24 protein-coding genes and 1 tRNA gene are annotated in these 20,098 nt (G+C 64.1%); 20 read left to right on the forward strand and 5 right to left on the reverse strand.

Annotated elements, in window-relative coordinates:
- The first annotated feature begins 149 nt into the window (after positions 1-149).
- A complete protein-coding gene (locus A1351_RS04280) occupies positions 150-2,765 on the forward strand; it encodes a plasma-membrane proton-efflux P-type ATPase (RefSeq protein ID WP_064032370.1) in 2,616 nt (871 codons plus the stop codon).
- 13 nt (positions 2,766-2,778) lie between these two features.
- Positions 2,779-3,642 (forward strand): polyphosphate kinase 2 family protein, encoded by an 864-nt coding sequence (locus tag A1351_RS04285; RefSeq protein ID WP_024879644.1) that lies wholly within the window; start codon positions 2,779-2,781, stop codon positions 3,640-3,642.
- An 18-nt stretch (positions 3,643-3,660) separates the two neighbouring features.
- Here A1351_RS04285 and A1351_RS04290 read toward each other — a convergent pair whose 3' ends face one another.
- Positions 3,661-3,939 (reverse strand): hypothetical protein, encoded by a 279-nt coding sequence (locus A1351_RS04290; RefSeq protein ID WP_024879645.1) that lies wholly within the window; start codon positions 3,937-3,939, stop codon positions 3,661-3,663.
- Between the two features lie 115 nt (positions 3,940-4,054).
- Positions 4,055-4,735, reverse strand: a complete 681-nt coding sequence (locus A1351_RS04295) for a hypothetical protein (RefSeq protein WP_024879646.1) — start codon at positions 4,733-4,735, stop codon at positions 4,055-4,057.
- 348 nt (positions 4,736-5,083) lie between these two features.
- On the opposite strand from A1351_RS04295, the gene A1351_RS04300 reads away from it, so the two are divergent.
- From A1351_RS04300 to A1351_RS04345, 12 genes are all read left to right on the forward strand, one after another.
- Positions 5,084-5,323 carry a hypothetical protein gene (locus A1351_RS04300; RefSeq protein ID WP_018265882.1) on the forward strand — a complete coding sequence of 80 codons (240 nt, stop codon included), beginning with the start codon at positions 5,084-5,086 and terminating at the stop codon, positions 5,321-5,323.
- Complete coding sequence (locus A1351_RS24415) at positions 5,320-5,490, forward strand: hypothetical protein (RefSeq protein WP_157096101.1); 171 nt, start codon at positions 5,320-5,322, stop codon at positions 5,488-5,490. The genes A1351_RS04300 and A1351_RS24415 overlap by 4 nt, the downstream gene beginning before the upstream one ends.
- A gap of 135 nt (positions 5,491-5,625) precedes the next feature.
- Positions 5,626-6,837: a site-specific integrase gene (locus A1351_RS04305; protein ID WP_198022759.1), complete on the forward strand. Its 1,212-nt coding sequence runs from the start codon at positions 5,626-5,628 to the stop codon at positions 6,835-6,837.
- Positions 6,838-6,878: 41 nt separating this feature from the next.
- Complete coding sequence (locus tag A1351_RS04310) at positions 6,879-7,226, forward strand: hypothetical protein (protein WP_198162218.1); 348 nt, start codon at positions 6,879-6,881, stop codon at positions 7,224-7,226.
- A gap of 91 nt (positions 7,227-7,317) precedes the next feature.
- Positions 7,318-7,554 carry a hypothetical protein gene (locus A1351_RS04315; protein WP_024879649.1) on the forward strand — a complete coding sequence of 79 codons (237 nt, stop codon included), beginning with the start codon at positions 7,318-7,320 and terminating at the stop codon, positions 7,552-7,554.
- A 260-nt stretch (positions 7,555-7,814) separates the two neighbouring features.
- On the forward strand, positions 7,815-8,249 hold the full coding sequence (locus tag A1351_RS04325; RefSeq protein ID WP_024879651.1) for a VRR-NUC domain-containing protein: 435 nt from the start codon (positions 7,815-7,817) through the stop codon (positions 8,247-8,249).
- Positions 8,246-9,361, forward strand: a complete 1,116-nt coding sequence (locus A1351_RS04330) for an AAA family ATPase (protein ID WP_024879652.1) — start codon at positions 8,246-8,248, stop codon at positions 9,359-9,361. The genes A1351_RS04325 and A1351_RS04330 overlap by 4 nt, the downstream gene beginning before the upstream one ends.
- Positions 9,362-9,822: 461 nt before the next feature.
- Positions 9,823-10,221 carry a hypothetical protein gene (locus A1351_RS24420; protein ID WP_157096102.1) on the forward strand — a complete coding sequence of 133 codons (399 nt, stop codon included), beginning with the start codon at positions 9,823-9,825 and terminating at the stop codon, positions 10,219-10,221.
- A gap of 16 nt (positions 10,222-10,237) precedes the next feature.
- Positions 10,238-11,302: a phage major capsid protein gene (locus A1351_RS04335; RefSeq protein WP_036308780.1), complete on the forward strand. Its 1,065-nt coding sequence runs from the start codon at positions 10,238-10,240 to the stop codon at positions 11,300-11,302.
- Complete coding sequence (locus tag A1351_RS04340; protein ID WP_024879654.1) at positions 11,299-11,664, forward strand: hypothetical protein; 366 nt, start codon at positions 11,299-11,301, stop codon at positions 11,662-11,664. The genes A1351_RS04335 and A1351_RS04340 overlap by 4 nt, the downstream gene beginning before the upstream one ends.
- Entirely contained in the window at positions 11,651-11,854 is a 204-nt protein-coding gene (locus tag A1351_RS24425) for a hypothetical protein (RefSeq protein ID WP_157096104.1), read from the forward strand. The genes A1351_RS04340 and A1351_RS24425 overlap by 14 nt, the downstream gene beginning before the upstream one ends.
- 483 nt (positions 11,855-12,337) lie before the next feature.
- Positions 12,338-14,464: a hypothetical protein gene (locus A1351_RS04345; RefSeq protein ID WP_157096105.1), complete on the forward strand. Its 2,127-nt coding sequence runs from the start codon at positions 12,338-12,340 to the stop codon at positions 14,462-14,464.
- Between the two features lie 78 nt (positions 14,465-14,542).
- On the opposite strand, the gene A1351_RS23710 is transcribed toward A1351_RS04345, so the two are convergent.
- Positions 14,543-14,743: a ribbon-helix-helix protein, CopG family gene (locus A1351_RS23710; protein ID WP_083967123.1), complete on the reverse strand. Its 201-nt coding sequence runs from the start codon at positions 14,741-14,743 to the stop codon at positions 14,543-14,545.
- A gap of 109 nt (positions 14,744-14,852) precedes the next feature.
- On the opposite strand from A1351_RS23710, the gene A1351_RS04355 reads away from it, so the two are divergent.
- Together A1351_RS04355 and A1351_RS04360 are read left to right on the forward strand one after the other, a co-directional pair.
- Entirely contained in the window at positions 14,853-15,611 is a 759-nt protein-coding gene (locus tag A1351_RS04355) for a hypothetical protein (RefSeq protein ID WP_024879657.1), read from the forward strand.
- Positions 15,608-15,877 (forward strand): hypothetical protein, encoded by a 270-nt coding sequence (locus A1351_RS04360; protein WP_024879658.1) that lies wholly within the window; start codon positions 15,608-15,610, stop codon positions 15,875-15,877. The genes A1351_RS04355 and A1351_RS04360 overlap by 4 nt, the downstream gene beginning before the upstream one ends.
- A 238-nt stretch (positions 15,878-16,115) precedes the next feature.
- On the opposite strand, the gene A1351_RS04365 is transcribed toward A1351_RS04360, so the two are convergent.
- Positions 16,116-16,191: transfer RNA gene (locus tag A1351_RS04365), tRNA-Ala, on the reverse strand.
- A gap of 237 nt (positions 16,192-16,428) precedes the next feature.
- Here A1351_RS04365 and A1351_RS04370 point away from each other — a divergent pair.
- Genes A1351_RS04370 through A1351_RS04380 form a run of 3 tightly spaced genes read left to right on the forward strand, consistent with a single transcriptional unit; the run spans position 16,429 to position 18,106 of the window.
- The gene (locus A1351_RS04370; protein WP_064032328.1) at positions 16,429-16,719 is read left to right on the forward strand and encodes a YggT family protein; all 291 of its coding nucleotides are present in this window, start codon (positions 16,429-16,431) and stop codon (positions 16,717-16,719) included.
- 1 nt (position 16,720) lies between these two features.
- The gene (locus A1351_RS04375) at positions 16,721-17,050 is read left to right on the forward strand and encodes a DUF167 family protein (RefSeq protein ID WP_064032329.1); all 330 of its coding nucleotides are present in this window, start codon (positions 16,721-16,723) and stop codon (positions 17,048-17,050) included.
- A gap of 3 nt (positions 17,051-17,053) precedes the next feature.
- Complete coding sequence (locus A1351_RS04380; RefSeq protein ID WP_024879661.1) at positions 17,054-18,106, forward strand: MaoC family dehydratase; 1,053 nt, start codon at positions 17,054-17,056, stop codon at positions 18,104-18,106.
- Between the two features lie 73 nt (positions 18,107-18,179).
- On the opposite strand, the gene A1351_RS04385 is transcribed toward A1351_RS04380, so the two are convergent.
- Entirely contained in the window at positions 18,180-18,380 is a 201-nt protein-coding gene (locus A1351_RS04385; RefSeq protein ID WP_024879662.1) for a CsbD family protein, read from the reverse strand.
- A 147-nt stretch (positions 18,381-18,527) separates the two neighbouring features.
- Between A1351_RS04385 and A1351_RS04390 the strand changes: the two genes are divergently transcribed.
- On the forward strand, positions 18,528-20,027 hold the full coding sequence (locus A1351_RS04390) for a S10 family peptidase (RefSeq protein ID WP_024879663.1): 1,500 nt from the start codon (positions 18,528-18,530) through the stop codon (positions 20,025-20,027).
- The last annotated feature ends 71 nt before the right edge of the window (positions 20,028-20,098 follow it).

Genomic DNA, 20,098 nt, shown 5'->3' on the forward strand with positions numbered 1-20,098 from the left:
CCGGCTTGTCAATGTCATGGTGAATGGAGCGCCTCGGCGCGATTCATCATGAAGGGGAGACTATTTCCTGGCGCGCACGGCTCTATGTCAGCAGAGCGCTCGTCGTCGCGGGCGCGCCCTCGAGAGGCAATCCGAACAAGAGACACGCCATGTCGCTGACGACCAGGACGCGCCCGACGCATGCCGCAGATGTTCCGCCGGCGGCCGCGGATTACGGGAAAATGCCGTTGGATGAAGTCCTCACGTGGCTCGGCGTCGATCCCAAGCGCGGGCTTTCTCCGGAGGAGGCGCGCCGACGGCTGAAAGCCTATGGTCCCAATGCGCTCCCAGAGAAGCGAATTCCCTTGTGGCGCAAGGTCGTCGGCTATTTCGCGGGACCCATGGCCTATATGATCGAGGCGGCGGCGATCGTCTCCGCGCTGATCGGCCATTGGAATGATTTCGCCATTATTCTGGCTCTGCTGCTGTTCAATGCCGGGCTCGAGTTCTGGCAGGACCGCAAAGCCTCCAACGCATTGGCGGCGCTGAAGAAAGGCCTCGCGCCGGAGGCCACGGTGCTGCGCGACGGCGACTGGAGCGCCAAGCCCGCGGCCGAGCTGGCGCCCGGCGACATTGTGAAGATAAGGCTCGGCGTGGTCGTTCCCGCCGATCTGCGGCTCGTCGCCGGCGATTACGCCTCGATCGACCAGGCGGCGCTGACGGGCGAATCTCTGCCGATCGGCAAGAAGATCGGCGATGTGGCCTATTCCGGCAGCATAGTGAAGCAGGGCGAGATGATCGGCGTCGTCACGGCGACGGGCGGCAACACGTTTTTCGGCCGCACGGCCAGCCTCGTCGCCGGCGCGGGCGCCGTGAGCCATGCGCAAAAGGCCATGTTCGAGATCGGCGATTTTCTCATCGTCGTCGCCGTCGCGCTCGCGGTGGTGCTGGTTGCGGTAAAGGTCTATCGCGATCTCGTCGTCGCCGATGACTGGAGCATGAAGGACGCGCTCTCCATTCTGCAATTCGTGCTGGTGCTGATGGTCGCCTCCATTCCGGTGGCTATGCCGGCGGTGTTCTCGGTGACAATGGCGCTCGGCGCGCTCGCGCTTTCCAAGGAGAAGGCGATCGTCTCCAAGCTCTCGGCGATAGAGGAGATGGCGGGCGTCGATATTCTGTGCTCCGACAAGACCGGCACGCTCACCAAGAATCAGCTGACATTGAGCGAGCCCATCCTCTTCGATTCCAAAGATCCGCAGGATTGCATTCTCGCCGCCGCGCTCGCCTCCAAGCTCGAGGATCGCGACGCCATAGACACCGCCTGCATCGACGCGCTGAAGGACAAGGACGCGCTCAAAGCCTATTCGATGACGAAATTCACGCCCTTCGATCCGGTGAGCAAGCGCACGCAGGCGATGGTCACGGATGCGCAGGGCAAATCGATCATCGTCTCCAAAGGCGCGCCGCAGGCGATCGTCGATCTCGTCCATCCCGACGCCAGCGTGGCGCAGCGCGTGAAGAGCATCGTCGCCGAGCTCGCGGAGAAGGGCTCGCGCTCGCTGGCGGTGGCGCGCTCGGAGGATGATGGCGCGAGCTTCCGGCTGCTCGGCGTCCTGCCCATGTTCGATCCGCCGCGCGCTGATTCCAAGGCGACGATCGCCGCCGCGCGCGCCAAGGGCGTGGTGGTGAAGATGGTGACGGGCGACGATACGGCGATCGCCATAGAGACGGCGCGCCAGCTCGGCCTCGGCGATCACATCGTCGCGGCCGCCGATATCTTCCCGAAAGATCTCGATCCCAATCATCTCTCCGTCGATGTCGTCGACGCGATCGAACGGGCGGACGGCTTCGCGCGCGTGTTTCCCGAGCATAAATACGCGATCGTGAAGGCCTTGCAGCAGCGCGGCCATCTCGTCGCCATGACCGGCGACGGCGTCAATGACGCGCCGGCGCTGAAGCAGGCCGATTGCGGCATCGCCGTCTCCGGCGCCACTGACGCCGCCCGCGGCGCCGCGGCGCTGATTCTCACCGCGCCGGGCCTGTCCGTCATCTCCAGCGCCATAGACGAGGCGCGGCGCATCTTCGGACGCATAGAGAGCTACACCACCTATCGTGTCGCTCTGACCATCGACATCATGTTCGTCGTCGTGCTGTCGAGCGTTTTCCTCGGCTTCACGCCGCTCACCGCGGCGATGATCGTCGTCATGTCGCTGCTCGACGACGCGCCGATCATGACCATCGCCTATGACAACACGCCGGTGGAGCCGCGGCCCATACGCTGGCGCATGCCGCGGCTTCTCGCCATAGCGACCATGCTCGGCCTCGTCTGCGTCATCGAATCATTCGGCTTGTTGCTCATCGGCGTTCGGGCTCTGGCGCATGAGCCGCTGAAAGAGGCCATGCAGCTGTTCACGCCGCAGCAATTGCAGACGATGATGTTCCTGCAGCTGGTCGTCGGCGGCCATCTGCTGCTGCTGGTCGCGCGCACGCGGCGCTGGTTCTTCATGCCGCCTTTTCCAGCGTGGAAGCTTCTCTTCGCGATCGTGGCGACGCAGATTCTCGCCGCGGCCATGTGCTATTTCGGCTGGCTCGTGCCGCCGATCTCGCTGCGGCTCATCGGCATCGTCTGGGCCTATTGCATCGCCTTCATGTTCGTCCTCGGCCTGGTGCGCAAGATCGTGGCGCGCGTCGTGGACCATCGCATGAAACGGCAGGAGAAGAGCATCGCCACCGTCGAGCGGCCGCTCGCCGGCGGGCTCGCGCTCGCGGCCCAAAAGTCCAATTGAGAGGAAAGAGCCGATGGATTGGCGTGAGAAATATGGGGTCGAGCCGGGCGGAAAGCTCCGCCTCTCCAATTACGACCCCTCGGACACGGGCAAGCACAAGTCCCATGAGGAGGCGCTGCCCAAGATCAAGGACCATGTCGAGCGCATGGCCAAGCTGCAATATCTGCTCTACGCCGACGGCTCGCAGGCGCTGCTCATCGTGCTGCAGGGGCTGGACGCCGCCGGCAAGGACGGCACCATCCGCCATTTGTTCTCCGGCATGAATCCGCAAGGCGTTTCCGTCGCCTGCTTCAAGCAGCCGACGCCGATCGAGCACGAGCATGATTTTCTCTGGCGCATCCACGCCCATGCGCCGTCCAAGGGCGGCGTCGTCATCTTCAACCGCTCGCATTACGAGGATGTTCTCGTCGTGCGCGTTCACAAGCTCGTCCCGCGGGACGTCTGGTCGAAACGCTATGACGAGATCAACGAATTCGAGCATCTGCTGACGCGCGACGGCAATGTGAAGATTTTGAAGTTCTATCTGCACATCAGCCCGGAGGAGCAGCTCGCGCGCTTCAAGCAGCGGCTCGACGATCCGGCGCGCAATTGGAAGATCAGCGAGAGCGATTACACGGAGCGCGAATATTGGCCGCAATATGTGGAGGCCTATGAGGAGGCGCTGTCGCGCACCAGCACGAAGCAGGCGCCCTGGTTCGTGGTTCCGTCGAATCACAAATGGTTTCGCGATCTCGTCATCTCGCGCATCGTCGTCGACACGCTGGACGAGATGGGGCTGAAGCTGCCGCCGACGCGCGTCGATCTGACGCAGATCAAGAAAAAATATCACGCGGCCGTGGCCGATGTGAAAAACGGAACCTTCGGGAAGGGGAAATAGGGCCGAGGCGGCCGCGCCTCAGTCGGCCTTGCGCTGCGAGGCGCCGTCGCTCTCGTCGCGGCGGCGGAAGCGCAGCACTGCGCCGGGCGCGCGATTGCGGGCGCTGATGCGGCTGCGGCCAGTGCCGGTAAGCACATAGCGGCCGCGACTATCGTCCCAACGCATGAGATCGGCCGCTATGGCGCGCTGGCGCAGCGCCATGGTCATGGGATCCTGCACATGCGGCGGCGCTATGTCGCCATGCGCATCGACCTTCTTCAAGGCCTCGATCAGCGTGGTTTCTTGAGCGTCCGTCATCGCTCTCCGTATATGACGCCGATCGGCCCGAGGAGCAAGGATTTTGAGCGAATGGCGCAGGCGAAGGTTAGCGCCGTCTTGCCGGCTATCGTGCCGAAAGACGGCGCTGAGGGAGTCAGCGGGCGGCCTCGGGAAGGCGCCGTTTCCAGCGTTCGCCGGCGCGCAGCTCCTTATTCAGGACCCAGCGCAGCTGAATGGGGCGGCGGATGCGTCGGCCGTTCGTCTCGCTCTCCACGGCGACCGGGATGGCGGAGACTGGAATGGCGATCGGCGCCTGCGGCTGCGCGACAATGGCTGTCGGCGTGGGCGTGGGAGCGCGCCGCGGCTTGGGCGCCGGAGTCGCTTCCACCGCCTTGCGCGGACGGCCGGGGCGAGCCCGCGCCGGGGCCGGGGCCAGCGCTTCGATCTCGGCCTCGATCTTCGGTTCGACGGCTTTCTTCACGCCGCGCGGGCGGCCGGGACCGCGGCGGACCGGCTCTTCCGGCTCGGGCTGCGGCGCGACGATCTCTATGAGGCTGGGAAGCACGCGGCCGGTCGTCGTCGCGCCGGGCGCGGCTTCCGCCGTCACGGGCTCGGCCTTCTTGCCGAAGACGAGATCGGCCGCCTTCATCGCGGCTTCATAGCTGTCGTCATGCTGCGCCTCGCGCTCCACGACTCGCGGCGCGAAGGTCGCGAGATCGAGAAAAGCGGGTTTGGACTCGGGCGGGGCTTCGTCGAGCGGGCCGAGGCGACCCGCCGCCGCCTTGGCGGAGCGAGATTTGAATTCCTTGACGAAAGGGCGGACGATGCGGCGCATGGGTCTCCGGCGTCGATGGGGGCGAAACGACTTCCGTCGGACGATTGTTCGTCCGAATCGGTCAGCCGGCTCCGAGTTTTCCCAGGATGAACGGAAATTCCGAACACGGGTAGAGTGGGCGAATACTTAGCCGATGTCGAGCGAAAATGCCGCCGCGGTAACAAATTTGTTACTCTACCGCACGCGACGATAGACGCCGCGCCGCATATCTCTACTTTTTCGTGCGAATCACTTCGCGGGCGCGGCTCCGCCCAGACGTCCACGCCGCAGCGCAACCAAGTGTGGGATTGAAGTCGTCCGCAGCGCCGCTAATTGCATAGCGATATACGCAAAATCGGGAGCCGTATCATGGAGTCCTGCGAACAGCCGCTGGCGTCGATGACATTCTGCGAGGCGGTGAGCTGCGTATGGGCGAAGGGTGAAACCGCGCTCAACTCGGTGCTGCAGACGCCCGCCACCGCGAGCATAGGCGATTGGGCGCTGACGCTGCTCGTCGGGCTCGTCCTGCTCAATCTCGTGATAATGCTGTTCAGGGCGGCTTTCCCACGTCGCCGTTTCGACGAGCGCGTCCCGACCTCTCGGGCGTGACGATCGAGGTCGTGGGTAGAGGCGAGCGGGCGGCCGAATTCGGCCTGGTGGAGCTGCGGGGAATCGAACCCCGGACCTCTGCAGTGCGATTGCAGTTTTTTGGCTTTGGCGCGGTTTGGCGGGATTTGATGGAAGTTGGAAAGTCACTGAAAAACAGCATGTTTTGAATTGCACGTCACGGTTTCGGTTTGCGGGCGCTTGCGATCTCGTGGTAGCTACAGCGCGAGGCGCTCATGATTACGCTCAAAGACATTGCCATCCTGCCGGCCGGGTCGACGATATGGGACGAGGGCAGGGGAGCCGTGCCGGGCTTCGGCGCTCGGCGCCAGAAGGATCGGGCCTCCTACGTTCTAAAATATCGGACACTCGACGGCCGCCAGCGTTGGCACACGATCGGCCGGCACGGCGCCCCATGGACGCCCGACCTCGCCCGAGCCGAGGCGAGGCGGTTGCTCGGGGAAATCGTCTCGGGAGGCGATCCGGCTGCAGATAGGCAAGAGGGCCGCAAGGCTGCAACCGTCGCCGAGCTGGCAGACCTCTATCTCGCCGACGCGACGTCCGGAAAAATCTTGCGGCGCGGCAAGGCGAAGAAGGCCTCGACCCTGGCGACCGACAAAGGCCGAGTCGAGCGGCACATCAAGCCTCAGCTCGGGAGTCTGAAGGTCAAGGCCGTGACGCGGCTGGACGTGGAGCGGTTCTATAACGCCGTGGCCAGCGGCGAGACGGCTGCGACCGTGAAGACGGGGAAGCACGGGCTCGCGCGTGTGACCGGGGGCCGTGGCACTGCGACCAGGACACTGGCCCTTGTGGGCGTCATCTTCTCTTACGCCGTTCGGCTCGGGCTGCGGCCGGACAATCCTACCCACGGAGTAGAAAAACACGGCTATGAGCAGCGGGAGCGGCGGGCCTCAGACGCGGAATACGCCGCGCTCGGCGCAGCGCTCCATGCGACCTCAAACCAGATTGTGCCTGTCGCCCGCGAGGGCGTGCGTTTTCTCGCGCTCACGGGCTGGCGCCGCGGGGAAATGCTCGCGCTCAAATGGGCCGAGGTGGATCTCGCCGCTCGGACCGCGCGACTGAGCGATACGAAGACCGGGGCGTCGTCGCGGCCTCTCTCTCGCGCCGCGTGCGCCGTCCTTAAGGCGCTCCCGCGATCCGGGACTCTTGTTTTTCCGTCGCCCAAAGACAGCGAAAAGCCGATGGGCGGATTTCACAAAATTTGGTTGCGTCTCGCCGAGGCGGCGGACCTGCCCTCGGACGTAACCCCCCATGTGCTGCGGCATAGCTTCGCCTCGGTCGCCGCCGATCTCGGCCTCTCGGAACTGACGATCGGGGCGCTGATCGGGCACAAGGGCAGATCGATCACAAGCCGCTACATCCACTCTGCCGACGCGGTCCTACTCGCCGCGGCCGATCTCGCCGCCGATCGGATTGTCGAGCTGATGGAGGCCAAGGCATCCTTTCGTTCGACCATCAAGCGCAGGAATGCGGTCGCGATCGGAAAGGGCGGCTGATGATTAGCGCAGACGGCCTTCGCCATTTGCTCGAGGATTTCATGAAAAAGACGGCGGGCGGCGCGTCGATTGCTGCGCCTTCTTGGTGGGGAGAGGGCAACGCGGACGAGAGGCGCGTGCGTGATGATTTAGAGTCTGGGCGGCTGCATCTTCGATCCGCTTATCGCTCTGCGAAGCGCGGACTGGAACTCGTCGACCAAGGCGACATTGAGTCGGCGCGGACGCTCTATGAGACCGCCAAGAGCTATTACATCGATGCTCTCGAGGCGCAGCTTCGCCCGAGCGATCTTGCGAATTTGGGACGCTCGGCCGCGACGCGGGGGCGGCCAAGAAAGGAGGGGGTGGCGCCAGCACCGAAAAAAAAGCGCGGTCGACCGAGAAAAAAATAGGAAGAAATCTCCGCGGCATTTTTCTCTGATTTTTTTGTGCATATTGGTGCTGTCACCTCAAACGCGCTCCGAGCGCAGCAAATGGTGACTAATGCCAGTCCACAACCCCGACGATCTCCTTTCCCGCAAGGACGTCGCCGCCGCGCTCACTGCGGCCGGCTATCCCGTCTCTCCGCACACGTTGTCCACTTACGCGACCCGCGGCGGCGGGCCGATCTATCGCCTGTTCGGAAAGAAGCCCCTCTACCGCTGGGGCGATGCGATGGAATGGGCGCAGTCCCGCCTTTCGAAGCCGATCCGCACGACATCCGAGCTGGAGGCCGCTTGAATCATGGCCTCAAAAACATCGAACCCCGCCGCGGGGCGCGCGGACGGGGCTCGGAAATCGTTCAGCTTGGCGGCGAACGGTTCCGAAAATATCGCCCCCACGCTCGAACCGCAATCGAAAATCCCGTCTCGCGCCGTGCTGGCGCGACGATGGCCGCGACTTCGCCTCAACAGATATTCCGGTCATTGGCTCGACGAGGCCTCCGGCCGCCGCGGTGACGATCTCGCGTCGCTTGCGCGCTATCTTGAGGGGGCGCCGCGATGACGATTCCGCCTCTCCTCATGCTCGCCGAGGGCCGCAAGCCGCGGCTCCGCAAAGCCCCAGTGGAGCGCCCGAAAGAGATCGCGTTGCATATGTCGGTCGCGAAGCTCTTGCGCGACTACGCCCGTCCCGAATGGCAATGGACACATATTCCGAGCGGCGAGCTGCGTGACGTGCGCACGGCCTCGAAATTGAAGCAAATGGGCGTCAAGCGCGGATGGCCGGACTTCGTTCTCGTATCGCCGCGCGGCGTGCTGCATTGCCTCGAGTTGAAGCGGCTCGGCGAGACGCTGTCGGACGACCAGGAAGAGTTCCGCGCGTGGTGTATCTCGCACGGCGCGCCGCATGTCGTCGCTTGGACATTCGATGAATCGCTTACCGCTCTTCGAGAATGGGGCGTGCTGCGCATCGATATTGCTGCGGGGGGCGAATGAGCCGATCATTCGCACAAGAAGACAATGCGGCGCCGATCCCGCAAGGCTTTCGCCTGTCCAAGCCTGCGGCGCGCGCCGATGGACGGCGCAGTCCCCGCGGCGAAGAAACCGGCCCGCCGATATCGTTTCGGACGGCGGGCGTCTTCGTGCGAGAATACGTTCCGCTCAAATATGTCATCGAACCGATGTTGCGCAGCGCGTCGCTCTACGCGCTCACAGCAAAGACAGGCGCAGGCAAAACCGCCTTCAACGTCGTGGCGGCGCTCGCCGTCGCCACTGGACGCGCCGACATTCTCGGCCGAGAGGTCGCGCAAGGCCGCGTCGCCTATCTCGCCTGCGAAAATCCCGATGATATTCGAATGCGGCTGACAATCGCCGCATGGCTTCTCAATATCGACATCGAAGCCCTCGGCGACGAGATCATGATTCTCGAAGTGCGCGCGAAGCCCGAGGCCGTTCACGCCGAACTGGTCCGCCTCGCAAAGCAAAAGCCGTTCGCGCTCGTCATCGTCGACACGCTTGCTGCTTTCTTCGACGGCGACAATATCAACGATGCTGTGCAGGGCGGACAGTTCATGCGCCGGCTGCGGCCTATCACGCAAATCGCCGGGATTCCGACCGTTCTCGTCGCCGCGCATCCGGTGAAGAATGCAGGCGAGGAAGCCCTCGTTCCCTACGGCTCGGGCGCGATCCTGAACGAGATCGACGGCAATCTGACGCTGTGGAAAAAGCCCGAGACCGGCCTCGTCTCTCTCCACTGGCAAGGCAAGCTCCGCGGCCTCGAATTCGAGCCGGTTCATTTCCGCTTCGAAATCTCTGGCTGTCCCGACCTCCGCGACGCCAAAGGACGCGACGTGCTTTTGCCGACGCTGCGGCCCGCTTCCGAGCAATCCGCCGACGATCGGCAACAGGCCGAGGCCGACACCGATCGGACGCTCCTACGCGCCATGATCGAACGGCCTGGCCTCACCATCCGCGAGTATGCAGATGCGACCAAGATTCATCGCTCCAGCGTCTCTCGAAAGCTCCAGCGCTTGGCGAAGGCAAGCCTCGCCGAGCAAACTTTGGACAAATGGCGCGCGACCGCGAAGGGGCGAAAAGCCCTCGAATGACGCCCGAAAATCTTGTCTCGCCCCCCGAGACAAAACCCCCTTTTTGTCTCGCCTTGTCTCGCGAGACATGGGCCGAGACAAGATCGCATGTAAGGCATTGAAAAAACGCTGTCTCACCCGAGACAAGACCCGAGACAAAAGCCTTTCTTGTCTCGCTGTCTCGCCCTTTCCCTTCCTAAGGGAAGGGCAGACGAGACAAGGCCGAGACAACCTGGATGGAAAAGCCCTCCACAGGTTCAATCCATGGGTGGCGCATCGCCTCGACCGGACCGGACGGCGCGCTCGATACCCACTCGCTAATTCGCGGAGTTGCGCGCAGACCACCCATGCCGGTTACTCGCCCCTTCGCGCTCCGAAACGAGACGCGCCCCCCCTGATGCGCTCGGACAGGGGGGGAGGTCGAGAACCTGGGCGCAGGGGCGCCGCGACCGGCATGGGGGTCGATTTTTCGACCGTGCGAAATGAAAGAAAAAAGCATCCGCATTCAACCCGAAGGGGACATCGAGGATTCCTCGGCGGCGGGAGGATTCAACCGGCATGGGTGCCACGCAGAGGTTTTTTCGGCTGGGGCAGAAATCCAACGGATCGCCGAAACGGCCGAGAAAATACAGAAATCAAAGGGGCGGGCAATGAAATCACCTCGGCCTTGCATTGGCTCGGCGGCACGGATGCGACGCACGCGCGCTCGGCGCGCTGCAGGCAGGCGCGTATTCCAAATCGAGGCGGACGAGGTGGCGCTAGAACAGCTGCTCGCCGATCTCGGCGATCTGCCGCCCGCTCTCGCCGAGGATCCGAATGCAGTAGATGACGCGCTCGGCCGGCTGCTCGAACGATTGATCGCCCTGCATTCCCGCGCGTGACGCGCAACGCCACGGCTTGTTCAGATATGCGAATCTGATCACGCATCAGGAGGCATTGATGGCGAGAGAACTTTTTCAGGCACTACGGGCGCCGGGCGCCGAGAAACCGAACCCATTGGCCCGCGCGGCGTGGGCGAAATTTCTGAGAGCTGCAGGACGGCGAGACGAGGCCGAGCGAATCGAGGCGGCCGATCCGATCGTGCAGCGCTTGGCGAACCCCATCGTCACCAGGGCGGACCAGACCATCGGCGCCACGGCGAACCACGCCGCGCTGGCGCAAGCCGGCGTCGCCGATTATTTCTCGAACCTTCCCAGCGCCGGCGCTCGGTTGATCGCGCAGGCGACGAGCATTCCGCTCGAATCGAGATCGTCGATTTCGTTTCCTCGCTCGTCTTCGACGCCGGTGGCGGCCGAATGGGTGGCGGAGGGCGAGCCTATCCCCGTCGGCGGCGGCACGCTCTCCCATGACACCCTCGGCCCCCAGAAAAAATTCGCGTCGATCGTGGCATTTTCGGCCGAGCTGGCGAAGCGCTCCGGCGGCCAAGCTATTTTCGAGACGATTCTCAAAGAGAAAGCGGCGGCGGCGCTCGACGCCGCGCTCTTCAGCGACACGGCAGGGTCCGCCTCCGCGCACGCTGGTCTACGCTACGGCCTCACACCGCTGTCGACCTCTGGCTACCCGGACGGCGACGTCGAGAAAGTCGCCGCAGCCGTGGCCGACGCCGGCGGCTCGACAGTCGTAATCGTCGCGGCACCATCGCAGGCGATGGCGATTCGCGTCAGATTTCCATTGCAACCGTTCGAAGTTTTAGCTTCCACAGCGCTACCCGCGGGAACCTTGCTCGGCCTCGACCCCGCCGCGCTCGCGGTTTCGTTCGGAAGCGTCGACATCTATCCGACGACGGAAGCTCTCTTGCATATGAGCGACGATCCTCTCGAAATAGTCGACGCGGCTGGAACGATAAGTGATCCGGCCCGCAGTCTCTGGCAAACGAACTCCGTCGCGCTGCGGCTCATCGTCGATGTTGCTTTCGCGATGCGCGGCGGCCGAATCGCCGCCGTCGCGGGAACGTGGCCATGAGCGGCGCCCGCGACCGCGCCGCAGCGGCGAAGGCACTGGCCCTCGAGACGATCGAGCGCGCAAATGCCACGCTCGCCGAGCCCCGCCCGTGCGATGGCGCCGCAGATCACTATCAGGCGCTCGTCCGTGAGGCGACGAGCACCCCCTGGCCCTCGCCGGCGCGCGCTGCGGCGAAAGCGCCCGCCCCGGCGCCGACGCCCCCGCCGATCTCACGCGCCGAAGTAGACCGGCGCGAAAATGATCTCATAGAGGCGATGGGCCGCGCGCTGCGCCGCCACGACGAGGCATGGCGCGCGCGCTTCGATCGCCTCGCCATGCGCGTCGCGCTCATCGAGAAAGGAACGGGCAATGACGAATCGTGATGAACTAATCCGGCGCTGCCGCGCCTCGGGCATGGAAGCCGACGAGGCCGAGGACTTCGCCGACGAGATGTTGCTCGACGAGCTGTCGCGCGAGCTGGAAATCGAGGCGGAGGCCGAGCAAATCTATCGTCGGATCATGAATCGCGCAAACGGCGCGGCGCCGATCGATCGCGCGATGCGAGGAGCGTAAGACATGGCCGAAGCCGTAAAAAGCCGCATCGATATTCAAGTTACCTCAGACGCCGATAAGGCGATTGAGTCGCTCGAAAAACTCATCGCGGCCGAAGGGAAAGCGCAGCATCAGACGGAGGGCCTTACGGTTGCATCCGACAAGCAAACAAAGATTCGCGAGCGTAGCGAGGCTGCGGTCGACCGGCTAGCGAAGCGATACGACCAAGAATATCGAGCCGTCGAGCGGCTGCGCACGGATCAAGAATCGTTGAACCGAGCTTACAACGCGGGGCTCGGCGGGACGCGCGCCTATGAGCTTGCGCTCGCCGGCATTCATCGCCAACAGTCCGAACTCTCTCGCTCTGCGAACGACAATTCCCGAATCGACCCGTTCCATCATGCGACGGAAGGCGCGAATCGGTTCAATTCCGCGGTTGATCGCGTGCAGTCATTCGCGTGGAACAATTCGAGTTTCAGTGGAAACGAAATCGATCGCGTAGTCATGCCGATTCGATTGCTCGGCGCGACGCTCGGCGGGCTTCCCGCCATCGCGATCACCGCGGGCGCCGCGGCCGAGGGCGCACTCGCGCTGATAGGCAATCGAGCGCAGGAAGCGCTCCGCGATCTTCAGGAAGTCTCCCGTCAGTCCGGCCTTGGCGTCAATCAGATCGCCGGCGCGCAAATCGTCGGCGCGCGCTCTGGCCTCACCCAGGACCAAACGCGCGGCGCCCTCAACAACGCCGGCCGCGAATTCGACGCCTATCGTCGCAATGATGGGGGCGTGAAGAGCGCGCTCGAGAATATCGACGAGGGCTTCCTTAAAGTCGCCGATCGCGCGCGTAATGCGGGCGAATTCGTCGACACCATCGGCGAGAAAATCCGCGCTCTGCCTCGAGAGGAAGGTCTCGACCTATCCCGTAAGCTCTTTGGAGAAGACGCTGGCGCGCGGCTGTTCGACAACATCCGTAGCGGAGCGCTGAGCATGCGCGCACTCGGCGACGAGGCCACCCGGGCCGGTGGCATAAACGACGAACTCGCGCGGAAGGCGGAAGACGTTCAGCGTCAAATCGACGAGGCTGCCGAGGTCGCGCGGACGAAGCTTTTAGTAGCATTTCAGGATCTCGGAAGCCCGATCGATAACCTAAAACTCGGTTGGTGGGGTGTCGTCGGTTCGATCGGGGATGCGATCTCGCGTAGCGAAGAACTGCGGCAGGTGATGCAGGGCTTGATGCATCCTATCGACACGCTCGCGAATGCGCCGCACGTAGTCGGCAAGCTGTTCGAGCAACAGCCGCCGCGGCCGTTCGGCCGGCTGATCGACATGAGCACGCAGAACGATTTCGATCGCATGAAGGGCGATTTCTTCGCACGCGGCCCGAAGTTGACGCAGATCACGGCCAGCGATACGCGCGCTCGATATGCAGCGCGGGAGGAGTCGGACGCGAGCGGCGGAAAGGCGTCGAGCGGACGCAGCGCACTTTCCGCCGCGGATCGCGCCGAAGAGAAATATACGAGCATCACACGCCAGCTTCAGAATCAAATATCGCTCCTCGTATCGCAAGGTGCCGAACATGATCGGATCGCGCTTCAGATCGAAACCGAGCGACGCCTCGTCGAGCTTGGAGTCGGCGCGACGCAGGCGCAAAAAGATGGCGTCTCCGCCCTCGTCACCAAGCTCGACGAGGCAAAGAAGGCGCAAGAGCGCCTCAACGAAGAGGCCAAGAAGTTCAACGAGGCCTATTCGTCGGCGAGCAGCACGATCTCCGGCGCGCTGAAAGACATTCTCAACGGCGGCAAGCCAGGCGACGCTCTGCAAAAGGCCCTGCAATCCATGCAGGGCCAGCTCCTCGACGCGTCGCTTACGGGCGGCGGCCCCTACGCGAAGCTGTTCGGCCTCAATGGCAAGGATGGCGCGGTCGGCGGCCTATTCGGCGGGCTCGGCGATGTGCTCGGCCTCGGGCCGAAGTCAGTCGGCGCGATGAACGTGCAAGCCGCGAACGTCAATATCAATGGCGGCGTCGGCGGCCTCATCGGTGGCGGCACCGGCGGCGGTCTCCTCGGAAGTCTCTTCGGCGGCGGCTCCAATTTCGCTGGCCAGCCGGCCGGCGCGATGGGGCCGTTTCAGCAAAGCGGCGGCTTCCTTAGCACTCTCATTTCAGGGATCGGCTCACTATTCGCCTTCGCCGATGGTGGCGTGATGACCTCGCATGGCCCGCTGCCGCTGCGGCGGTATGCGGATGGCGGAATTGCTTCCTCTCCGCAGCTCGCCATGTATGGCGAGGGCTCCGGCCCCGAGGCCTTTGTCCCGCTGAAGAGCGGCGGGATTCCGGTCAATCTCAATCTGCCGCGCGGAGCCAGCGTCACGCCGAATGCGCAGAGCCTCGCCTATGCGCGGTCTCTCGCGTCAGGCGCCGGCAACGCCAATTCTTCAGCACAGCCGGCGCCGAAAACTGAGGTTCATGTCCACAACGCGCCCGCCGGCACACAGACCAGGGAAACGACAGATTCGCGCGGAAATAGACGTGTGGAGGTCGTCATCGGAGAAACCGTTGCGGCCGGTCTGCGATCGACGGCGGGGCTGGCGACGCTACGCGGCTTCGGTCTCCGACCTTCGGTCGCGAGGCGGTAGGCGATGACCGACGATGAAGTCCGCGACCAGGCCGAGCGCGACGGGATTGAGCTCGACGACGACGAGAAGGGTATCAGCTCAATTGATCCCGCATTGGCCGAGCGCCTTCTCAAGAAGCCGCCGAATTGCCTCCGAGCGCGATGGCGCGTCGTCCTGTTTCGCCGCCCATTTATCGACGCGCTCCACCAGGGCGGGCGGCGCGCGGAAGTTCAGCATCGGGTCTTTCCCCGTTGCCGGACGGCCGCGCTTTTTAGGTAAGACCTCTATTGACTTCGCCATAAATAGGTCTTACACAAAATAAGCAAGCAGAGCAAGGACAGATGCGCCAACCACGCCGGACATTCCCGTCCCGGCGAGCGCTCCCGGCTTGCCTGCAGGAGAAGATCACATGCCGATTGATACGAAGTCCCTATTCGCCGACCAAGATGCGCTGGTGGCGACGCTCTACCGCTTGGAAGGCCTCGCCGATGCGATTTTCGCCGTAGCCGAGACCGGCGCAACCGAGGTGATTGCCGAAGGCGCCATGTTCGGAATTCAATCCGCTCTCAAGCGCGATCTCACGGATCTGCGCGAGGCGGCCTCGGGCTGGGATATCGTCGTGGCCGCGCCGGCGCCTGTCGCCGCCGCGCCGGCGGCCTCGACCCTCGGAGACATCGGCGACGAACTGGCGAAGCTACGCGCTCGGGCGGCGGTGCTCGAGACGATGCTCGTCGATCTCGACGGCGAGGCTCTTGCGCGCGCCCACGATGGGCTCAATCAGCAGGCCAACGACGTGGCCAGCGGGCTCGACGCGCTGATCCGCCGGATCGATGGCGGAGAGCGCAGCTTTTCCAGCCCGGAAAAGGTCGGCCCCGCTGAGGCGACCGCCGAGGCCGTTCAGCAGGAAGCGGCAGCGGACTGCGCCTTCGAATACAGCGATTTGGAGTCGGATATCTCCGATTTGCGAGATATGTCCGACCTCGCGAATTCGTTTATCGAAGAATGTCTAGGCAGACCACTTACACGCGTCGAGATCGGCGATCAAAAAATGAGAGCTGTAACTGAACGTGAGGCCGACATCATTTTGTTTTCAGTCTATCGAGTCGGGGCAATGACGAAGGAACTCAGTGAGAAGTTCTATGCGATACGTGAAAGGAAACCGTCGTGAGGTTCCTTCGTCTCGTCGCCGCCCGCGCGCTCTTGGCGCTCGCCGGTCTCGCCGATGGCGCGCTCGCTATGGCCGAGCCGACCGTCCTGCGCACGATGCTCGCCCGGCTGGCGCTCCGGGGCGCGCGCCTCTTCGCCGGCCTCGCCGTTTGGATCGCCCCTTGGATTCGCGCCGACCAAGCGCAGCCGCTGGCGCCCGGCGGTTCCTCGCCCACTTACGGGACTATTCCCGAATCCGGGCATTCACGCCAAAACTTGCGCCACTGATTCGCCTCGCCTAATTTGTGATCAAGATCGACCGGCCGAACATTCGGCCCGTTGCCTGAAACGCCGCGAGCCCGGATGAACGGCCGCGGCGTTTTTGCGTCTGTCGCTCTTGGCGGCGCGATTCGGCGAGGCGGTCAAATTGGCCAAATAGGGACGGTGATTCGAGCCGTATGGTAGCTACTTGGTAGCTACCACCTTCACGGGTTTTCAAAATCAGCTTCTAACTCGCTGATTTCCTTGGTGGAGCTGCGGGGAATCGAACCCCGGACCTCTGCAGTGCGATTGCAGCGCTCTCCCATCTGAGCTACAGCCCCGTTCCGAGGCGCTGGATACTTCGGCGCCTATCCGGCTGTCAATCCGCTCCGAGTCGAAATCGTTCCCCATTCCGAAATGGTCTTCGTCCGATGGCCGAGCCGGAGCTTTCCGCGCGGGGCAGGCTCGGGGCCTCGAGGCCGAGCGCGTCACGGCCGCGCCGGAGGCGCTCGGGGATTGCGGCGGCGGAGCAGGAAGGATAGAGAATTCTCACGAATTCGACCGTTGGAAGCGCAACGATGCAATATGCCGTGGCCAATCTTATCTTCACGATCATCGATCTCTATTGGTGGGTCGTCATCGCAATGGCGGTCATGTCCTGGCTCATCGCCTTTGATGTGGTGAACACCAGATCGCGCGTCGTCTACTCGCTGTGGAACGCGCTGAACGCGCTGACCGAGCCGGTGCTGCGGCCGATTCGCAGCGTGCTGCCGAGCCTGGGCGGAATGGACATCTCGCCCATCATCCTGCTGCTCGCGCTGCAATTCCTGCGCAATCTCGTCGCCGGCCAGCTCGGCGGCATGGGCTGACATGGCGGAGGCTGCGGCCTGGAGCGCAGAGGGTGACGGCGTCGCTCTCTGGGTTCGGCTGACGCCCAAGGGCGGCCGCGACGCTGTGGAAGGCGTCGAGCGTCTCGCCGACGGCCGGGCGGTGCTCAAGGCCAGGGTGCGGGCGGCGCCGGAGGATGGGCGCGCCAATGACGCGCTGGTCGAATTGGTCGCCGAGACGATCGGCGCGCCGCGCAGAGCCGTGTCGATCGTCTCCGGTCACACGGCGCGGCTGAAAAAGCTCTTCATCGCGGGCGATCCCGCACGGCTCCTCGCAGCGCTGGAGAAAACCGGCGCGACAAAAAATGGTTGAGGCATGAGCAAGTCGAAGGTCGGAAATTTTTTCGAGGATTTCTCGCTGGGTCAGGTGATCCGCCACGCCGCGCCGCGCACGGTGACGGTGGGCGACGTCGCGCTCTACACGGCGCTCTATCTGCCGCGCTTCGCCGTCCAATCCTCGGCGGCCTTCGCCCAGGCGATCGGCTATAGAGAAGCGCCGATCGACGATATTCTCGTCTTCCATTTCGTGCTCGGCAAGACCGTGCCAGACGTCTCGCTCAACGCCATCGCCAATCTCGGCTATGCCGATTTCAAATTTCTCGCGCCCGTCTATCCGGGCGACACGCTGACGGCAAGCTCCGAGGTCATCGGCCTCAAGGAGAACTCCAATAAGGAGACCGGCGTCGTCTATGTGCGCTCCACCGGCAAGAATCAGCGCGGCGAGACGGTGCTCGACTACGCCCGCTGGGTGATGGTGAAGAAGCGCGACAAGGACGCCCCCGTGGGGCCGGAAGTCGTGCCGACGCTGCCGAAATCCGTCGCCCCCGCCGATCTCGGCAAAGCCGTGCCGGCGATAAACGTCGCCGCCTATGACAAGGATTTGGCCGGCTCGCCCTATTTCTGGGGCGATTATGAAGTGGGCGAGAAGATCGACCATATCGACGGAATGACCGTGGAGGAGGCCGAGCATCAGATCGCGACGCGCCTCTACCAGAACAATTCCAAGGTCCATTTCAACCAATATTACGAGGCGCAGGGGCGTTTCGGAAAGCGCATCATCTATGGCGGGCATGTGATCTCGCTCGCCCGCGCGCTCTCTTTCAACGGTCTCGAGAACGCCTTCCACATCGCCGCGGTGAATGGCGGGCGCCATGTCAATCCGCTGTTCGCCGGCGGCACCGTCTTCGCCTGGTCGGAAGTGCTCGACAAGGCCGAGATTCCCGGCCGCTCGGACATTGGCGCGCTGCGCCTGCGGCTCGTCGCCGCCAAGGACCACCCGCCGGCGGATTTCCCGCTGACGACGGCCGAGGGCAAGCCGCATCCAGACGTGCTGCTCGACCTCGACTATTGGGCGGTTCTGCCGCGCTGACCAGAGCCGCGGCGGCCGGGAGAACCGGCCGCCGCTTTGTCTCTCCCCTGGGAGCGCAGTGGAGAGGCGTCGCTCAGTGGAGCGTCTTCAGCCATTCATCCACGTCTTTTTGAACGGCTTCCTTGCTTTTCCCATAGCGTTTCTGCAATTCGCCTTCGAATTGGTCGCGCTTGCCCTGGATTCTGGTCAGATCGTCATCGGTCAAGTCGCCCCATTTCTCTTTGATCTTGCCCGTAGCCTGCTTCCAATTGCCTTGGATCTGGTTCCATTCCATCTTTCTTCTCCTCTGCTCGGGCGCGTCTATTTGCGAGCGCCGCAGGATCGGATGACAATTCTTGCCGATGGAGATGGTTCCATCGCCCTTCGCCGCGCTCGAGCGCGGCGCTATCTGTTCTCACATCGTGGAATGAAAGGTCGTGACATGATTTCCAAAGCCTGGATTGCGCTCGCGCTGGCTCTTTGTCTCGCCGGCTCCTCGAGCCTCGCCGCGCCGCCCGCAGCGCAGAAAAAGGAGAGCGAGGAGGCGGCGGACCCATCGCAAGGTCTTCCGACCGAGGTCACGACCACGCATTCCATGTCGATTCGCGGCGAGAAGCTGGCCTTCCTCTCCCGCGCCGGCGCGGTGCGGCTGCGCGACGCCCAGAGCGGCGCGCCGCGCGTCGATGTGGCTTTCGTCTCCTATGAGCGCTCCGACGTCGATGCGCTGGCCCGGCCCATCGCCTTCGTCTTCAATGGCGGGCCGGGCGCGGCTTCCGCCTGGCTCGGCCTCGGCGGCATCTCGCCCTGGCGCCTGTCGCTGGGCGCGGGGCCGCTGTCGCCCTCCGCGCCGCCCGTCGTCGTGGACAATGCCGAGAGCTGGCTACCCTTCGTCGATCTCGTCTTCATCGATCCGCCGGGCACGGGCTACAGCAAATTCCTCACCGATAATGAGGAGACGCGAAAGCATTTCCTCTCGGCGCAGGGCGACGCCGAGGCGCTCGCGGTCGTGGTGCGCAAATGGTTGGCGACGCATCGGCGCATCGCCTCGCCGAAGTTTCTGGTCGGCGAGAGCTATGGCGGCTTTCGCGCTGTCGAGCTCGCCCATGCGCTGCGCGAGCGCGAGAGCATCGGCGTCGAAGGGCTGGTGCTGATCTCGCCGGCGCTGGATTTCGCCTGGCTGGACAGCCCGCGCAATCTCTTGTCGCTGGCGGGCCGCCTGCCATCCTATGCGGCGGTGGCGCGCGACGCCAAGCAGCGCGCCGAGCTCGCCGATGTCGAGGCTTACGCCTCCGGCGAATTTCTCGTCGATCTGCTCAAAGGCCCGCGCGACAAGGAGGCGCTGGAGCGGCTCGACGCCAATGTCACGCGCTTCACCGGGCTCGAATCGCGGATCGTGACGGAGGAGGGCGGCCGCGTTGCGCTGAAGACCTTTCTGCGCGATCGTCTGCGCGCCTCGCATCTCGTCTCCAGCGCCTATGACGGCGCGGTGACGGGCTTCGATCCGCGGCCCTTCTCGCGCGAGAGCGATTGGTCCGATCCGGTGCTCGACGCGCTCGCCGCGCCGCTCGGCGCCGCCATGACGCGGGTGACGATCGAGAAGCTGCAATGGCCGATCGGCGACGCGCGCTATGAGATTCTCAATCACAAGGTCGCGCGCGATTGGGACTTCGGCCGCGGCGGCCGCGCCAATGCGGAGGCGGTCTCGACGCTGCGCGACGAGCTCGCGCTCGATGCGCGCTTGAAGGTGCTCGTCGCCCATGGGCTCGCCGATCTGGTGACGCCCTATTATGCGAGCAAGCTGCTCATTGATCAGCTGCCCGCCTTCGGCGACCCGACCCGCGTGCGGCTCGTGACGGTCCCCGGCGGACACATGTCCTATATCCGCGACGATTCCCGCCGTCTGCTGCGCGACGAGGCGCGCAAGACGATCGAAGGAAAATAAGCGCTTCCCGAGTTGGACGGGCGGCGCCGTGGCGCGCCGTCCAGAGCCTTTGTTCCACCGTGTTTTCTTCA

The organism is Methylosinus sp. R-45379, assembly GCF_001644125.1.
Lineage (GTDB): Bacteria > Pseudomonadota > Alphaproteobacteria > Rhizobiales > Beijerinckiaceae > Methylosinus.

Coding starts and splice junctions, on each gene's coding strand:
- A1351_RS24425 (WP_157096104.1), top strand. CDS start 11,651: ATGACGAATCGTGATGAACTAATCCGGCGCTGCCGCGCCTCGGGCATG.
- A1351_RS24420 (WP_157096102.1), top strand. CDS start 9,823: ATGAAAGAAAAAAGCATCCGCATTCAACCCGAAGGGGACATCGAGGAT.
- A1351_RS04330 (WP_024879652.1), top strand. CDS start 8,246: ATGAGCCGATCATTCGCACAAGAAGACAATGCGGCGCCGATCCCGCAA.
- A1351_RS04295 (WP_024879646.1), bottom strand. CDS start 4,735: ATGCGCCGCATCGTCCGCCCTTTCGTCAAGGAATTCAAATCTCGCTCC.
- A1351_RS04325 (WP_024879651.1), top strand. CDS start 7,815: ATGACGATTCCGCCTCTCCTCATGCTCGCCGAGGGCCGCAAGCCGCGG.
- A1351_RS04310 (WP_198162218.1), top strand. CDS start 6,879: ATGAAAAAGACGGCGGGCGGCGCGTCGATTGCTGCGCCTTCTTGGTGG.
- A1351_RS04315 (WP_024879649.1), top strand. CDS start 7,318: ATGCCAGTCCACAACCCCGACGATCTCCTTTCCCGCAAGGACGTCGCC.
- A1351_RS04290 (WP_024879645.1), bottom strand. CDS start 3,939: ATGACGGACGCTCAAGAAACCACGCTGATCGAGGCCTTGAAGAAGGTC.
- A1351_RS04385 (WP_024879662.1), bottom strand. CDS start 18,380: ATGGAATGGAACCAGATCCAAGGCAATTGGAAGCAGGCTACGGGCAAG.
- A1351_RS04280 (WP_064032370.1), top strand. CDS start 150: ATGTCGCTGACGACCAGGACGCGCCCGACGCATGCCGCAGATGTTCCG.
- A1351_RS04380 (WP_024879661.1), top strand. CDS start 17,054: ATGAGCAAGTCGAAGGTCGGAAATTTTTTCGAGGATTTCTCGCTGGGT.
- A1351_RS04370 (WP_064032328.1), top strand. CDS start 16,429: ATGCAATATGCCGTGGCCAATCTTATCTTCACGATCATCGATCTCTAT.
- A1351_RS04375 (WP_064032329.1), top strand. CDS start 16,721: ATGGCGGAGGCTGCGGCCTGGAGCGCAGAGGGTGACGGCGTCGCTCTC.
- A1351_RS04340 (WP_024879654.1), top strand. CDS start 11,299: ATGAGCGGCGCCCGCGACCGCGCCGCAGCGGCGAAGGCACTGGCCCTC.
- A1351_RS04390 (WP_024879663.1), top strand. CDS start 18,528: ATGATTTCCAAAGCCTGGATTGCGCTCGCGCTGGCTCTTTGTCTCGCC.
- A1351_RS23710 (WP_083967123.1), bottom strand. CDS start 14,743: ATGGCGAAGTCAATAGAGGTCTTACCTAAAAAGCGCGGCCGTCCGGCA.
- A1351_RS04300 (WP_018265882.1), top strand. CDS start 5,084: ATGGAGTCCTGCGAACAGCCGCTGGCGTCGATGACATTCTGCGAGGCG.
- A1351_RS04345 (WP_157096105.1), top strand. CDS start 12,338: ATGCCGATTCGATTGCTCGGCGCGACGCTCGGCGGGCTTCCCGCCATC.
- A1351_RS04355 (WP_024879657.1), top strand. CDS start 14,853: ATGCCGATTGATACGAAGTCCCTATTCGCCGACCAAGATGCGCTGGTG.
- A1351_RS04285 (WP_024879644.1), top strand. CDS start 2,779: ATGGATTGGCGTGAGAAATATGGGGTCGAGCCGGGCGGAAAGCTCCGC.